Here is a 13,818-nt window from a genome sequence, read left to right as displayed (position 1 = left end):
CATGCCGGAGCAGGAGCTCTCGTCGTACGGATCGGCTCGCGGGGTGAACCGGCGGGCGCTGCTTCAGGCGGCCGGCCTGGGTGCCGGGGTGCTCGCGGCCGGCGGGTTGGCGGCCGGCCGCGCGGACGCGGCGGGCCTGGGCGGCATCCCGGCCACCAGGAGCGGTGCGGGCGCGGCGGGCCCGGCGGACGCGCCGCTGGACGCGGTGAGCGCGGACCTGCCGCTCACCGGGGGACCGGACTTCCCGATCGGCCTGTTCTGGCCGCCGCACCCGTACGAGACGACGCTCGCCCGCTACCGGGAGATCACGGACGCCGGGTTCACCTTCCTGATCACCGGCAACTACCAGTTCGACGCGCGCAGCGCGGGCTACGCGCTGGGCATGGCGGACCAGGTCGGGCTGAAGGTGGTGGTCGCGGGCGACCCGCGGATCGAGGCGATCGCCCAGTACCTGACGATCACCGACGACCGCACCGTGCCGTCGTCGATCACCACGGCCGACGCCGCCTCCTGGGTGCGCACCTCGCTGGGCAGCTACGCGAACCACCCGTCGCTGGCGGGCCTCAGCGTCTACGACGAGCCCGCCCGCGCCCGGTTCCCCAACGTCGGCGCGCTGACCGGCATCGTCCGCAAGACCGCGCCCGCGCTGCTGCCGTACGCCAACATCAACCGCGGCAACGGCGCGACCTACGCCGACTTCGTGCAGAGCTACCTCGACACGGTCAAGCCCGCCCTGATCTCCTTCGACCGCTACCCGATCCTCACCGACGGGATCGACATCGACTACTTCGACACCTGGGCGATCGTCCGCGCCGCGTCGCTGAAGTCCGGCCTGCCCGCGTGGACCTACATCCAGTCGACCGGCTACAACAACCACCGGGTGCCCACCGCCTCGCAGTTGGCGTGGCAGGTCAACATCAGCCTGGCGTACGGCTGCAAGGGCATCCAGTACTTCACCTACTGGACCCCCGACCCGGCCCGCGGCGAGGGCTACACCCAGGCCCTGATCACCACCGACGGCGAGCGCACCCCGCTCTACGACGCCGCCACCGCGCTGAACACCGGCTGGCTCCAGCCGGTCGGCCGCCAACTCAAGCCGCTCGTCTCGGAGTCCGTGCAGCACGCGAACGACACCCCGCTGCCGCCCGGCACCACCGCGTTCACCCCGGGCGACCGCCTCACCGCGGTCACCGGCGACGCCGCCGTCCTCGGGCTCTTCAAGCCGGCCCCGGGCGCCGCCGACGACGGCACCCGCCACCTCCTCGTGGTCAACCGCGACCCCGACGCCCCCGCGTCCGTCCAGATCCGCGTCGACCCGGCCCAGGTCAAGGCCGTCGCGAGCTTCACCCCCGCGACCGCCGCCTACACCCCCGTCCCCGCCTCCCCCACCCTCGCCGTCATCCTCCCCCCGGGCGCCGCGTCCCTCTACCGCCTCTCCCCCAACTGACCCCCGGTGGCCGCCTCTTCACCGGGCGCGGCCGCGGACTGGGTGGGGAGGAGGGCGGTGCGGTCGTTCTGGAGGACCCAGAGGTCGTGGAAGAGGCCCGGGGCGTCGCGGAGTTGGGGGAAGGTGCCGTACTGGACGAGGCGGCCCTTGTCGAGGACGGCGATCTTGTCCGCGACGGTGACGTTGGCCAGGCGGTGGGTGACCAGGACCACGGCGCGGTCGGCGGCGAGCGCGCGCAGCCCGGTGAAGATGCGGTGTTCGGCGCGGGGGTCGAGCGCGGCGGTCGGCTCGTCCAGCACGAGCAGGCCCGCCCGGCGGTGGAAAGCCCGGGCCAGGGCCACGCGTTGCCACTGGCCGCCGGACAGTTCCTGGCCGCCCCACCACTCGCGGGCGAGCAGGGTGTCGAGACCGGAGCGCAGCGACGCCACCACGTCGTCGGCGCCCGAGGCGCGGGCGGCGGAGTGCACGGCGGCGTCGGCGTCCGACGCCTCGTCGCCCGGCACCGCCTGGCCCAGGGTGATGTTCTCCCGGGCGGTCAGCGGCCACTGCGCGTAGTCCTGCGGCACGACCGCGACCCGGCGCCAGGCCGCTTGCGCGTCAAGGGTGTCGGTGTCGGCGCCGTCCCAGGTCACGGCGCCCGCCGTGGGCAGGTAGAGCGCGGCGAGCAGCTTGCTGAGCGTCGTCTTGCCGGAGCCGTTCTCCCCCACCAGGGCGAGGACTTCGCCACGGCGCACCTCGAGGGTGACATCCCGCAGGGACGGCCCGTCGGCGTCCGGGTAGGTGTAGTCGACGTGCTCGGCGCGTACGGTCACCGGTCCGGTGGGCACGGCCGCGCCGCGCCGGATGCGGTGGCCGCCGGCCTCGTCGAGGAAGCCGGACCAGTCGTCGAGGTACATGCCGGTGCGGAAGATGATCGCGCCGTAGCCGACGATGCCGTGCAGCCCCGACGCCACCGACCGCAGCGCGAAGGTCGCGGTGCCGGCGGAGGCGACGGAGATCCGGCCGGTGCCGATCAGGGCGATCAGCGCCGCCCAGACCGCGCCGGCCGCGAGCCCGCCGACGAGGCTGCCGATCAGCGAGGTCTTGGCCGCCTGCCAGGCCGCGCGGTCGGTGGCGGCGTCCACCCGGGCGCCGGCGGCGCGGTACTTGCCGAGCAGGAAGTCGGCCATGGTGCCGGAGCGGATCTGGTCGGCGTTGTCCTTGTCGACCAGGTGCCAGCGCAGCAGCCCGAGCAGGCGCCGGTCGCCCATGGTGTCCAGCGAGGCGAGGTAGTTCAGACGGGCGGCCCGCACCCCGGCGACCGCCTGCGGGAGTGCCGCGAGCAGCAGCAGCGGCAGCAACAGCGGGTGCACGGAGGTCAGCACGGCAGCCGCGGCGACCAGCGAGGCGGCCGCGGCGAGGATGTTCTGCGACTGGTTGAGCAGGTCCTGCGAGACCTCGACACCGCGATCGGCCGCGTCCCAGCGGTCGTTGTACCCGGGGTGGTCGTATGCCGTCAGTTCCGCGTGGGTCGCCGCGTCCAGCAGCCGCAGCTCCGCCTCGCGGGCGATCCGCGGGGCCAGCCGGGTGGACAGTCCGCCGACCGCGATGCCCAGCACCGCCCGGATGCCCGCCGCCGAGGCGAGCAACACGATCGACGGCACGGCCTGGTGCAGGCGTTCGGTGATGTGACCCGAGGCGATCACGGCGGTGATGGTGCCGGTGACGGCGAGCAGGCCGACGGCCTCCAGCACGCCGGAGAGCACCTGGCAGACCAGCAGCGCGGTCACCGCCCCGCGGTCCACCTGCCAGGCCATCCGCAGCGCCCGGCTGATCAGTTGGGGCAGCCGGCGGGCCATCGCGCGCAGGGTGATGGCGTGGCCGGCGTCGAGCAGCCGACCGCCGGGGATCTCCCACCGCATCTGCTCGGACGGAGGTTCCGGAGGCTGTTCGGACGGAGGTTCCGGAGGCTGTTCGGACGGCGCCCCGGTGCCGGTGCCGGCCTCGGTGCCGTTGCCAGCCCCGGCGTCCGCATCGGACGCCGTGCCGCCGTCCGGCGGTTCTCCCGCGGAGCCGTGCGACGGCGGCACGGCCTGGGCCCCGGGTGACGGCTCGGTCATCGGGGTCCCCCTCCGCCCTGCGATCCGGCCCACCAGTCTGCCCCCGGCCCCGCCCACGAACCCGGACGACGCCGAAACACCCCCCGGCGCGCGGGCGCACCCGCCACCGAGCGGCGTACGCCCAGGCGCTTCCACCCCGGCGCGTTCCCTCGCCCGGCGCGCCACCGCCACCGCCACCGCGCGGGGGATCACCGCGGGGGCTCGCCGGGCAGCACGCCCGCCGCGCACCCCGCCCGGGTCACGCCCCTTCCGGCGGACCCGCCTCGCTCACGGCGCCTCGTGGAGCCGGGTCAGCAGAGCCGTCAACCGGCGCTGGTCGGCCGGGCCGAGCGGTGCCAGCAGTTCGGCGTTGGCCGCCTCGGCCAGCACCGCGCAGCGCGCGAGGACGGCCTCGCCCTCGGCGGTGACCGTGACCGCGTTCTTGCGGCGGTCGACGGGGTCCTGGGCACGCTCGACGAGCCCCGCCTCCTGGAGGTGGTTGAGGATGCCGACCATGTCCTTGGGGTCGACCGCGAGCCGGCGCCCCAGGTCGGCCTGCGCGACGGGACCGTACTCGGCGGTCGCGGCCAGCACCGCGTGCTGCATCAGCTTCAGCCCCTCCGCGGCGATCGCCTCGGCGACCAGCCCCCTGCCCCGCGCCGCGACGCGGCCGACCAGCCAGGTCGGCAGGGACTGGATGTGCGCGAGGGCTGACGTCATGGACCGAGCCTACCCAAATTCATTGGACTCCCCAACGACAATCTCCTATCGTTGGGATGCCCAACGAAACGGATCGGGGAGTCCATTGCTGCGCATGCGCCATGAAGCGAACGGCGGGTCCGAGGTGCTGTCCGCCGAGGAGGTCGAGCGCCCCGAGGCGGGAGCCGGAGAGATGCTGATCCGGGTCGAGGCGATCGGGGTGACCCTGCCCACCGTGCGCAAGCTCCGGGAGAGCGCCGAGCCCGTCCCGCTCGGCGGCGAGGTCGCCGGGGAGGTCGTCGCCGTCGGCGCGGGAGCCACGGCTTTCCGCGTCGGAGAGCGCGTGACCGGGCTGTGCTTCGCCGACGCCTACGCGCAGTACGCGGTCCTCGACTCCGCGATGGCGTCCCGCGTGCCGGACGGCGCGAGCGCCGTGGAGGCGGTCGCGCTGGTCCGCAGCGGTCTGGTCGCACGCGGCGCGTACGAGGCCGCGCGGGTCGCGCCGGGCGAGTCGGTCCTGGTCACGGCGGCGGCCAGTGCGGTGGGCACGCTCGCCCTCCAGTACGCCAGGGCCGGCGGCGCAGGACGCGTGGTCGCCGCCGTCAGCAGCGCCGGCAAGGCCGACTTCGTCCGCGGCATGGGCGCCGACGAGGTCGTACGGTACGAAGACGCCGACTGGGGCGGCCCGTTCGACGCGATCCTCGACGGCGTCGGCGGCGACCTGCTCGGCCCCGCCGTGCGGACCCTGGCGACGGGCGGCCGGCTGGTGGCCTTCAGCTCCGGCGGCGGCACCGTGGAGGCGTACGAACTCCTGGTCCGCGGCGCCTCGGTGATCGGCTTCCAGATGAGAGCCGTCGCCCTCGGCCGACCGGAACTCTACGGCCGCTGGCTGCGCGAGCTCTGGCACCTGCGCGACGCGGGCACGCTGCGCACCGCGGTGCACGAGGAGATCCCGCTCGCCGAAGCGGCCCGGGCGCACGCCCTCATCGAGCAGCGCCGCAACCTCGGCAAGGTGGTCCTGATCCCCTAGCGCCGTCGCCATCGCCGTCGCCGTCGCCGTCACGTGACGGGCTCTGGGCCCGGTCCGCCGCCCGCACTACCCGCGCTTCGTGCGCTTCCGCTGCGCGGCGGCGGCACGCGGCGGCGGGGCGTCCTCGTCCCCGTCCACCGGCTGCCACGGGGGGCTCTCCGCGAGCAGGCCGTCGATCCGGCCGCGCAGGTCGTCCCGCTCGGAGGGGTCGAGGCCGATGGGCGCCTGCCGCAGCACCGGCTCCAGCATCAGCCAGCGCTCCTCGACCCGCGCGGGATTGCCGGAGATCCGGCGGGCGGCGGCGGTGTCGCGCCGCTCCTTCTCCTCCAGGGCGAGCACGGCCGCGAGTGCGCGGACCGCGTCGGCGGCGTCGGCGCGGCCGGCGGCCGTCAGCTCCTCGGCGGTCGCCCCCACCGCGTGGGCGAAGCGGGCCACGGTCTCACCGGTGCCGCGGTACGCCACCTTCGTCCGGTTCACCGACTGGAAGCCCTTGATGATGCAGCGCCACCACGGCTCGCTCAGCTTCCGCTTGGAGTAGCCCAGCTTCTTCGCGACCGCCGCGCTCACCTCGGTCCGCGCGGCGACCATCCGCCCGGACAGGCCCTGTCTCTCCGCGGCCGCGGCGAGCAACAGCCCCTCAGGGGGCGGCCGCAGGGTCTCAGTCATGACGCGAGCTTCGCACCACCGCGCACCCGCCGTCCAACACCCCGGACCGTCCACGAACCGCCGGCACCTTCTGCCGATCAGCGGACCCGGCGCCCCGCGGACCCGGGGCCCCGCGGGTCAGCCGGTCGTGACCACGCGGGCGGACAGGTGGACCAGGCGGGCCACGCCGAACTGGAGCATCAGCGGCAGCGTGTGCGCGGCGGTGACGCCGTGCACCGCGCTGAAGGTGACGGTCGGGCCGGTGCCGCCGAAGGTCACCGTGGTGCCGTCGGGCAGGTAGATCCCCGCGTCCATCAGGGAGCCGGGGGCGCCGCTCTTGCCGGCCCCGGCGATGGCGCCGCGACCCGCGTCCGGGGTGCCCACCATGTCGAGGTGCTCGGGCACCCCGCTGTCGTTGCGGACCGCCATCGTCAGGGTGCCGTTGCCCGCGCTGTCGAGGTGGGCGACGGCGTCGGTGATGGTCAGATCGACGTCGGCCTCGTGCACGGTGACCTGCCCGGGCGTGTCCGTCGTCGGGGCCTGCGACGGCGCCGCGTGGGACGTGCCGGAGGAGTGCGTGCAGGCCGTGGCGCACGCGGTGAGGGCCGCCGCGACCGCGATCGCCCGGGTGGCGCGTGAGGCTCGGGACGACCGGAAGGCGGTTCGGCGGTTTCGGCTCATTTAGGCATCATGCCAACCCGCGCGCCCGGCCTCGTGGCCGCCCCCGCCAATCCGCCCGCCCGGCGCGACCGCCGGCCCCGGACCCACCCGACCGCCTGGCCCACGGCCCGCGCGCGCACCCGGCCCACACGGCCACGCGCCCGCCCCTCCGCCCGGCCCCATCAGTCGGACTCCTTCCGGGCCCGCAGCAACGTGGCGATCTGCCGCACGAGTTCGTCGTTGCTGGAGACCGGCTTGCCGGAGACCAGGGCGCCGAGCCGCTCCGCGGTCTGGAAGTCGTACGCGCGTTCCCGCTCCTGCCCGGGGACCTTCTCGTACTCCTCCTCGGCGCGGAACCCGACGGTCAGGTCGACCGCCTTCGCGATGATCCAGGTGAGGACGAAGGAGAACGCCATGACGGCGAGGATCGCCACGACCTGGCGGCCCAGGAGCCCCCCTCCGCCGCCGTAGAACAGGCCCTTCTTGCCGCTGACCCGCGCGGTGGCGAGGAGTCCCACCATGATCAGGCCGATCAGCCCGCCGACCCCGTGCACCCCGACCACGTCGAGCGTGTCGTCGAGGTTGAGACGGAACTTGAGGGTGATGGCGAAGGCGCACACCGCGCCCGTGACCAGACCGGTGATGACCGCGCCGAGGGTGTTGATCTCGCCGCACGCGGGCGTGATCGCGACCATGCCGGCGACCGCGGCGGAGACCACGCCCACGGTGGTGACGGTGCCCGTGCGCCACCTCTCGACCAGCGGCCAGGTCACCATCGCGGCCGCCGCGCCCAGCTGGGTGTTGATGAACGCGCCGGCCGCCGCGCCCTGGTCGGTCAGCGCCGAGCCGGAGTTGAAGCCGAACCAGCCGAACCACAGCAGGGCGACGCCGATCACCACCAGCGGGATGTTGTTGGGCCGCTCCTCCCGGCGGGCGAAGTCGCGCGGCGCGCGCAGCACCAGCGCGACCGCGAGCCCGGAGACCCCGGAGTTGAGCTCCACCGGCAGGCCGCCCGCGAAGTCGAGGGCGCCCAGGTGCCGGACGATCCAGCCGTCCGGGTCGAACACCCAGTGGGCGAGCGGCACGTAGACGATGAGCAGCCACAGCACCACGAAGACCAGCCAGCCCCTCATGGTGGCCCGGTCGGCGATGGAGCCGCTGATCAGGGCGACCGTGATGATCGCGAAGCCCATCTGGAAGGTGCTGAAGACATATGTGGGGATGTGCCCGCTCAGCGTGGTCAGCCCGATGCCGCGCATGAACGCGTGGTCCACGTTCCCGATGAGCCCCACCCCGCCGACGTCCGGCCCGAACGCCAGGGTGTAGCCGATCGCCCACCAGACGAGCGTGCCGAAGCAGAGCGCGGCGAAGCTCATCTTGATCATCATCAGGATGTGCCGGGTGCGCACCATGCCGCCGTAGAAGAACGCCAGCCCCGGCGTCATGAGCAGCACCATCGCGGTGGCGGCCAGCAGCCACGCGGTGTCACCGGAGTTGTAGGCGGGCGGCATCGGCGCGGGAGCGACGTTCACAGGGAGTACCTCACGGGTTACCTCACTAGGGGGCGGGGTGCGGATCGTCGGATGGGGGCTGCGCCGCGCGCGGACCGTCGCCGCGGCCCGTACCGTCGCTACGCCTTGCGCAGGTCGGGGGCCGGACGGCCGGTGAGCAGCTCGCGCACGCGGTGCCACGCGGCGGTACGGGCCGCGGCGACCCTGATCGGGTCGCTGTCCAGCAGCCGGACCCAGGCGCCGCAGTCCCGCGGCAGCACGCTGGCGCCGTACCGGACCCCGAGGCCGGCCAGCGCCTCGTGCAGGGTGTCGGCGATCTCGGCGGCCGGCCGCAGGTCGGTGACCACGAAGAACGACGAGACGTGGTCGGCGCCGGCGAAGACCGCGGGACCGCCGCCGGGCACGTCGCCGTCCCGGCCGGAGGTCAGCCGGAGCGTGTCGATCACCAGCAGCGTGCCGTCCGGCCGGGCCACCACCAGGTCGGTGGCCAGCGCCCGGTACTGGTGGCGCTCGCCCCGGGCGAGCCGGCCCGCGGTCAGGGTGTCCCCGAGCAGGACCGTCGCGCCGGGGGCCACGGTGACCTCGGTGCGCTGGTAGAACCGGGAGTCCCGGAACGGGATCACCGGGTCGGGCAGGTACTCCACGTAGCTGCCGGCCTCGGCGGTCAGCCGGACGAGCTGGGTCGCGTAGTCGTACTCCGTCCTGAACACCTTGCTCGCCGCCTGGGTGGTCAGGTGCACCTGGGTGCCGGGGCCGCAGCGGACGTCCATCCGGTAGCGGTCGGCCTGCACGATGCCGCCGCCGGTGGCCATCAGGTAGACGTAGCTCATGCCGGGCAGTTCGGGGTCGATCCACAGCGGCCGCATGATCTGCAGCGGCGTCTTCTGGTAGCGCTCGACGAGTTCGGTGCGGCCGCCCCGCACCGCGAAGGCCAGGTCGAGGATGCCGACCTTGGCCGCCGAGCCGGCGGGCAGCGTGTCGGGCGCCCCCGACGGGCCGACCACCTCGGGCGGGACCCGGGCCGCGCTGTAGTAGCCGGGGGCGAGCCGGTCGGGACGGGGACGGGCCGGGGCGCCCCGCACGTCAGACCAGCACCTTGCGGCGGGACTCCAGGTACCCGGCGATGTCGTCGATGCCGACGCCGGTGAGGCAGTCGGTCAGCACCACCGGGCGGTTCTCGCGGACCCGGTGGGCGTCGGCCTCCATCACGCCGATGTCGGTCCTGACGTACTGCGCGATGTCGATCTTGTTGATCACCAGCAGGTCCGAGTCGGTGATGCCGGGGCCGCGCTTGCGGGGCATCTTCTCGCCCTCGGCGGTGTCCAGCACGAAGAGGAACAGGTCGACCAGCGCGGGGCTGAAGGTCAGCGTGAGGTTGTCGCCGCCGGACTCGAAGAAGAGCATGTCGGTGTCAGGGAAGCGCTCCAGCATCTCGGCGCCGGCCGCGAGGTTCATGGTCGGGTCGTCGCGTACGGCGGTGTGCGGGCAGGCGCCCGTCTCCACGCCGACGACGCGCTCGGGCGCCAGGATGCCGTCGAGGGTGCGGCGGACGTGCTGCGCGTCCTCCTGGGTGTAGATGTCGTTGGTGATCACCGAGGGGTGGTGGCCGCGGGCGATCAGCACCGGCACCAGCGCCTCGATGAGCGCGGTCTTCCCCGACCCCACGGGTCCGCCGATGCCGATCCGCAGGACGTTGTCGTTCACGGTGCTCCCTGGAGTGTGTGGTGGGCGTGGCCGGCGGTGGGCGCCGGCGGGCGGGGGCCGGTCAGCTCGCGAAGAGCCGTGCCTCGGCCCGTTCGTGGCGGCCCGACATGACGTCCGAGGCGAAGGCGGTCGCCCCGACGTCGGCGAGTTCGCGGCGCATCGCGGCCTGTGCGGCGGCTTCGATGACGGGCGCGGCCCGCCGCAGCAGCAGTTGCGCCTTGCGGTGGTCGGTCAGCCGCAGCCGCAGGGCCGCGCCCGCGAAGCTCGCGCAGAACGCGAACAGGTCGGAGACGACGGCCTGGCGCAGCGGTACGCCCGCCGCCGCGTAGATGATCCCGGCGGCCACCGCCTGCGTGCCGGGCGCCGCACCGCCGCGGACCCGCTCGAAGTGCGCGCCGATCTCCGGGTGGTCGAAGACCTCCCGGGCCAGGTCGAGCAGTTGGCGGCCGGTCCGGGTGGACGCGAGCCGCATCTCCCGGCCCAGCTTGGTGGCGAACAGGTACTCGTCGATCCGGACCACCGTCTCCGGGTCGCCCGCGGCGGTCGCCCGGTGGGCCAGCGCGAGCGCCGTGGCGTCGGCCGGGCCGACCGCGTGCAGCAGCAGGCCGTGCAGGAGCGCCGGCAGGCTGTCGGCGTCGACCTCCTTGGCCTGGGCGAAGCCTTCGAGCGTGTGCGACAGCGTGTAGAAGCCGCTCGGGAAGGCGGAGTCGGTCAGCTGGAGGCTGACCAGCAGCGAGCCGATCCCGGGCTCGGGCGCGGACTCGATCCCGGGTTCGGACTCGGGCGAGAGGCCGGACTCGGGCACGGGTCCGGACTCGGACACGGGTCCGGACTCGGACACGGGTCCGGACTCGGGCGCAGGCGACCGCGGGCCGGCGGTGGTGGACGCCGGCCCGGAGCCGCCCTGCTCGTCGCGGTACATGCCCTAGACCAGGAAGAACAGGTGGTTGAGGGGCAGCTCGGCGGCCGGATCGATGGTCGCGACCTTGCCGTTGAGGGTGACCTTGAACGTCTCCGGGTCGATCCTGATGTCCGGCAGCTCGCTGTTGCGCACCATGTTGTGCTTGCCGATGGTGCGGGTACGGCCGACCGGCAGGATCTTGCGCCGCAGGCCCAGTTCGGCCGGGACCCCGGCGGCGATGCCGGCCTGCGACATGAAGGTGACGTGCGTGGACGGCAGCGCCTTGCCGTACTGCCCGAACATCGGCCGGTAGATCACCGGTTGGGGCGTCGGCAGCGAGGCGTTGGGGTCGCCCATCTGGGCCCAGGAGATGATGCCGCCCTTGATCACCATCTTCGGCTTGGCGGCGAAGGAGTGGATCGGCCAGAGCACGATGTCGGCGATCTTGCCCTTCTCGATCGAGCCGATGTGGTCCGAGATGCCGGTGGCGATCGCCGGGTTGATGGTGAGCTTCGCCAGGTAGCGCAGCACCCGCTGGTTGTCGTTGCGCGGGGAGTCGCCCTCGAGCGGGCCGAACTGGTCCTTGCAGTGGTGCGCGGTCTGGAAGGCGCGGGTGACCGACTCCCCGACCCGGCCCATCGCCTGGGAGTCGGAGGAGAACATGCTGATCACGCCGAGGTCGTGCAGGACCGTCTCGGCGGCGATCGTCTCGGCCCGGACCCGGCTGTCGGCGAACGAGACGTCCTCGGGGATGTCGCGGCTGAGGTGGTGGCAGACCATCACCATGTCCAGCAGCTCGTCCACGGAGTTCCGGGTGTACGGCAGCGTCGGGTTGGTCGAGGAGGGCAGGATGTTGGGCTCGCCCGCGACCCGCATGATGTCCGGGGCGTGACCGCCGCCGGCGCCCTCGCTGTGGAAGGTGTGGATGGTGCGGCCGTCGATCGCCGAGCGGGTGTCCTCGAAGAAGCCGGACTCGTTGAGGCTGTCGGTGTGGATCGCCACCTGCACGTCGTGCCGGTCGGCCACGTTGAGCGCGTTGTCGATCACCGCGGGGGTGGCGCCCCAGTCCTCGTGGACCTTCAGCGCGCACGCGCCGGCGACGATCTGCTCGTTGAGCGCCTCCGGCAGGCTGCCGTTGCCCTTGCCCATGATGCCGAGGTTCACCGGCAGGCCCTCGGCCGCCTGCAGCAGCCGTGCGATGTTGTACGGGCCGGGGGTGCAGGTGGTGCCGTTGGAGCCGTCGGACGGCCCGGTGCCGCCGCCGATCAGGGTGGTGATGCCGTTTGTGAGGGCCTGCTCGGCCTGCTGCGGGGCGATCAGGTGCACATGGCTGTCGATGGCGCCCGCGGTGGCGATGAGGTGCTCGCCGGCGATCGCCTCGGTGCCGGGCCCGATGACCAGGTCGGGGTGGACGTTGTTCTGGGTCTGCGGGTTGCCCGACTTGCCGATGCCCGCGATCATCCCGTCCTTGATGCCGATGTCGCACTTGACGACTCCGACGATCGGGTCGATGACCACGACGTTGGTGATGACGGTGTCGAGCGCCCCCTGGGCGGCGGTCGCCTGCGGGTCGGAGGCCATGCCGTCCCGCATGGTCTTGCCGCCGCCGTAGAGGACCTCGTCGCCGTACTGGCCCTCGCTGAAGTCCTTCTCGACCTCGACCACGAGATTGGTGTCCGCCAGGTGGAAGCGGTCACCGACGGTCGGACCGAACATGTCGGTGTACTGCTTGCGGGGCAGGATCGGCATCAGTGCGAACCCTTCTTCTGCTGGGACTTCTTGGTGGGCTTCGGAGGTGTCCCGGCGGCACCGGAGTCGGTGCCGGCCGTCTCCTGGGCGCCCTGGTAGCCGCGCTCGATCGCCTTGCGCACCGCCTCGACCCTGATCGGGTGGGAGGCGGTGCTGCCGTTGAGCAGCCCGCTGAAGCCCACGAGGCGGCCGGTGCCGGCGTACTCGCACAGCTCGACCTCCCGCGTGTCGCCGGGCTCGATGCGTACGGCGGTGCCGGCCGCGATGTTGAGGTGCATGCCGAGCGCCTGCTGCCGGTCGAAGAGCAGCGCCGAGTTCACCTCGAAGAAGTGGTAGTGCGAACCGACCTGGACCGGCCGGTCACCGGTGTTGCTGACGGAGAGCTTGACCGTGCGGCGGCCGGCGTTGATCTCGATCGGACCTTCGCCGTACAGGTACTTCTGACGGGGCGTCATGACGTACTCCTGTTGACTTGGCCCGCACCAGGGGCGGGCGGATGGTGAGGCGCCGGTGGGTGCTGATGCGGGTGCGCGTGGGGGTGGCCGTGCTCGTGCGCGAGCCCGTGGCCGTGCTCGTGGCCGTTCCTGCCGGAGCCGTGGCCATGGCCGTGGTCATGGCCGTGGTCATGGTCATGGACGTGGTCATGGCCGTGGTCATGGCCGCCGGGGCCGTGGGTGTGGGCGTAGCCGTGGTCGTCGGCGTAGCCCAGCGCGGCGGCGACGCCGTCGTCACCGTGCTCGGTCCACCGGCGTCGGGCGTCGGCGACCCGCTCGGCGAGCACCCGGGCCAGCGCCGCCGGGGAGAGCAGCGGGCCGTGCCGGTGGACCGGCACCCGGGCGTCGCCGGGGATCTCGGGCGGCACGAAAGCGGCGGGCAGCAGCGTCACGGCGGAGGCGCCGAGCAGCGCGCAGCGGCGTACGCCCTCGCCCGGATCGGGCGTGCCCCCGAGGAACGCGACCTCGACCAGCTCGTGACCGCCGTGCCGGCCGACCAGGCTGCCGAGCCGGTACAACTCGGCGTCGTCGAACGGGTCCCCGGACGGCGCGGTGAGCAGCAGGGCGCTGTCCGCGGGAATCCGGCCCGCCGCCGCCCGCAGCCAGGCGACCAGGTGCTGCGAGGTGCCGAACGGCTCGGCGAGCACCGTGCCGTGCCGCTCGCCGGCCGGAAGCGCGCGCAGGGTACGGGCGGTGTCCGCGACGAGGTCCGGGTGCCGGCCCAGCGTCATGGGGACGACGCACACCTGCTCGCCCTGGCCGCGCAGCCGCGAGACGCACCGGAACAGTTCGCGACCGCTGCCGACCACGGGCACCTCGGGGCCGGCCGACTCCGACAGTTCCTGCCCGGACCCGGCCTCGTGGCCGCGGACGGCGACCACCCGGCAGCGCTCCGACACC

Annotated in this window: 13 protein-coding genes; 2 read left to right on the top strand and 11 right to left on the bottom strand. The window is 73.6% G+C overall.

From position 1 onward, the window contains the following. Nucleotide 1: 1 nt before the first annotated feature. On the top strand, nucleotides 2-1,447 hold the full coding sequence (locus tag OG896_RS20220; RefSeq protein ID WP_329367359.1) for a hypothetical protein: 1,446 nt from the start codon (nucleotides 2-4) through the stop codon (nucleotides 1,445-1,447). On the opposite strand, the gene OG896_RS20215 is transcribed toward OG896_RS20220, so the two are convergent. Together OG896_RS20215 and OG896_RS20210 are read right to left on the bottom strand one after the other, a co-directional pair. Beyond that, entirely contained in the window at nucleotides 1,426-3,546 is a 2,121-nt protein-coding gene (locus OG896_RS20215; RefSeq protein ID WP_329367357.1) for an ABC transporter ATP-binding protein, read from the bottom strand. The genes OG896_RS20220 and OG896_RS20215 overlap by 22 nt on opposite strands. Nucleotides 3,547-3,813: 267 nt before the next feature. Next, complete coding sequence (locus tag OG896_RS20210) at nucleotides 3,814-4,245, bottom strand: MarR family winged helix-turn-helix transcriptional regulator (RefSeq protein WP_329367355.1); 432 nt, start codon at nucleotides 4,243-4,245, stop codon at nucleotides 3,814-3,816. 85 nt (nucleotides 4,246-4,330) lie between these two features. Here OG896_RS20210 and OG896_RS20205 point away from each other — a divergent pair, with 85 nt between their 5' ends. Then, entirely contained in the window at nucleotides 4,331-5,254 is a 924-nt protein-coding gene (locus OG896_RS20205) for a quinone oxidoreductase family protein (protein ID WP_329367353.1), read from the top strand. A gap of 66 nt (nucleotides 5,255-5,320) precedes the next feature. Here the strand turns inward: OG896_RS20205 and OG896_RS20200 are convergent, their stop codons facing one another. The 9 genes from OG896_RS20200 to OG896_RS20160 all read right to left on the bottom strand — a co-directional run bounded on the left by OG896_RS20200 (nucleotide 5,321) and on the right by OG896_RS20160 (nucleotide 13,817). Then, nucleotides 5,321-5,920 (bottom strand): hypothetical protein, encoded by a 600-nt coding sequence (locus tag OG896_RS20200; RefSeq protein WP_329367351.1) that lies wholly within the window; start codon nucleotides 5,918-5,920, stop codon nucleotides 5,321-5,323. 117 nt (nucleotides 5,921-6,037) lie between these two features. Beyond that, nucleotides 6,038-6,580 carry a hypothetical protein gene (locus tag OG896_RS20195; protein WP_329367349.1) on the bottom strand — a complete coding sequence of 181 codons (543 nt, stop codon included), beginning with the start codon at nucleotides 6,578-6,580 and terminating at the stop codon, nucleotides 6,038-6,040. 161 nt (nucleotides 6,581-6,741) lie between these two features. Beyond that, nucleotides 6,742-8,091 carry an ammonium transporter gene (locus OG896_RS20190; protein WP_329367347.1) on the bottom strand — a complete coding sequence of 450 codons (1,350 nt, stop codon included), beginning with the start codon at nucleotides 8,089-8,091 and terminating at the stop codon, nucleotides 6,742-6,744. A 98-nt stretch (nucleotides 8,092-8,189) separates the two neighbouring features. Continuing rightward, on the bottom strand, nucleotides 8,190-9,152 hold the full coding sequence (locus OG896_RS20185; RefSeq protein WP_329367345.1) for an urease accessory protein UreD: 963 nt from the start codon (nucleotides 9,150-9,152) through the stop codon (nucleotides 8,190-8,192). A gap of 1 nt (nucleotide 9,153) precedes the next feature. After that, on the bottom strand, nucleotides 9,154-9,774 hold the full coding sequence (gene ureG, locus OG896_RS20180; protein ID WP_328466242.1) for an urease accessory protein UreG: 621 nt from the start codon (nucleotides 9,772-9,774) through the stop codon (nucleotides 9,154-9,156). A gap of 61 nt (nucleotides 9,775-9,835) precedes the next feature. Then, nucleotides 9,836-10,597, bottom strand: a complete 762-nt coding sequence (locus tag OG896_RS20175; protein ID WP_329367342.1) for an urease accessory protein UreF — start codon at nucleotides 10,595-10,597, stop codon at nucleotides 9,836-9,838. Between the two features lie 102 nt (nucleotides 10,598-10,699). After that, entirely contained in the window at nucleotides 10,700-12,424 is a 1,725-nt protein-coding gene (gene ureC, locus OG896_RS20170) for an urease subunit alpha (RefSeq protein WP_329367340.1), read from the bottom strand. Continuing rightward, nucleotides 12,424-12,879: an urease subunit beta gene (locus OG896_RS20165; protein ID WP_329367339.1), complete on the bottom strand. Its 456-nt coding sequence runs from the start codon at nucleotides 12,877-12,879 to the stop codon at nucleotides 12,424-12,426. The genes ureC and OG896_RS20165 overlap by 1 nt, the downstream gene beginning before the upstream one ends. Then, complete coding sequence (locus tag OG896_RS20160) at nucleotides 12,876-13,817, bottom strand: sirohydrochlorin chelatase (protein ID WP_329367338.1); 942 nt, start codon at nucleotides 13,815-13,817, stop codon at nucleotides 12,876-12,878. Before OG896_RS20160 ends, OG896_RS20165 begins: the two co-directional genes overlap by 4 nt. Between the last annotated feature and the right edge of the window lies 1 nt (nucleotide 13,818).

Source organism: Streptomyces sp. NBC_00669 (assembly GCF_036226785.1).
GTDB lineage: Bacteria > Actinomycetota > Actinomycetes > Streptomycetales > Streptomycetaceae > Actinacidiphila.
The sequence above is the reverse complement of the archived record's forward strand: the minus strand, read 5'-3'. Positions and strand labels throughout refer to the sequence as shown.

What these genes read in the sequence shown, in the direction of transcription:
- OG896_RS20195 (WP_329367349.1), bottom strand. Translation starts at nt 6,580, where the DNA reads ATGAGCCGAAACCGCCGAACCGCCTTCCGGTCGTCCCGAGCCTCACGC.
- ureC (WP_329367340.1), bottom strand. Translation starts at nt 12,424, where the DNA reads ATGCCGATCCTGCCCCGCAAGCAGTACACCGACATGTTCGGTCCGACC.
- OG896_RS20165 (WP_329367339.1), bottom strand. Translation starts at nt 12,879, where the DNA reads ATGACGCCCCGTCAGAAGTACCTGTACGGCGAAGGTCCGATCGAGATC.
- OG896_RS20200 (WP_329367351.1), bottom strand. Translation starts at nt 5,920, where the DNA reads ATGACTGAGACCCTGCGGCCGCCCCCTGAGGGGCTGTTGCTCGCCGCG.
- OG896_RS20220 (WP_329367359.1), top strand. Translation starts at nt 2, where the DNA reads ATGCCGGAGCAGGAGCTCTCGTCGTACGGATCGGCTCGCGGGGTGAAC.
- OG896_RS20215 (WP_329367357.1), bottom strand. Translation starts at nt 3,546, where the DNA reads ATGACCGAGCCGTCACCCGGGGCCCAGGCCGTGCCGCCGTCGCACGGC.
- OG896_RS20210 (WP_329367355.1), bottom strand. Translation starts at nt 4,245, where the DNA reads ATGACGTCAGCCCTCGCGCACATCCAGTCCCTGCCGACCTGGCTGGTC.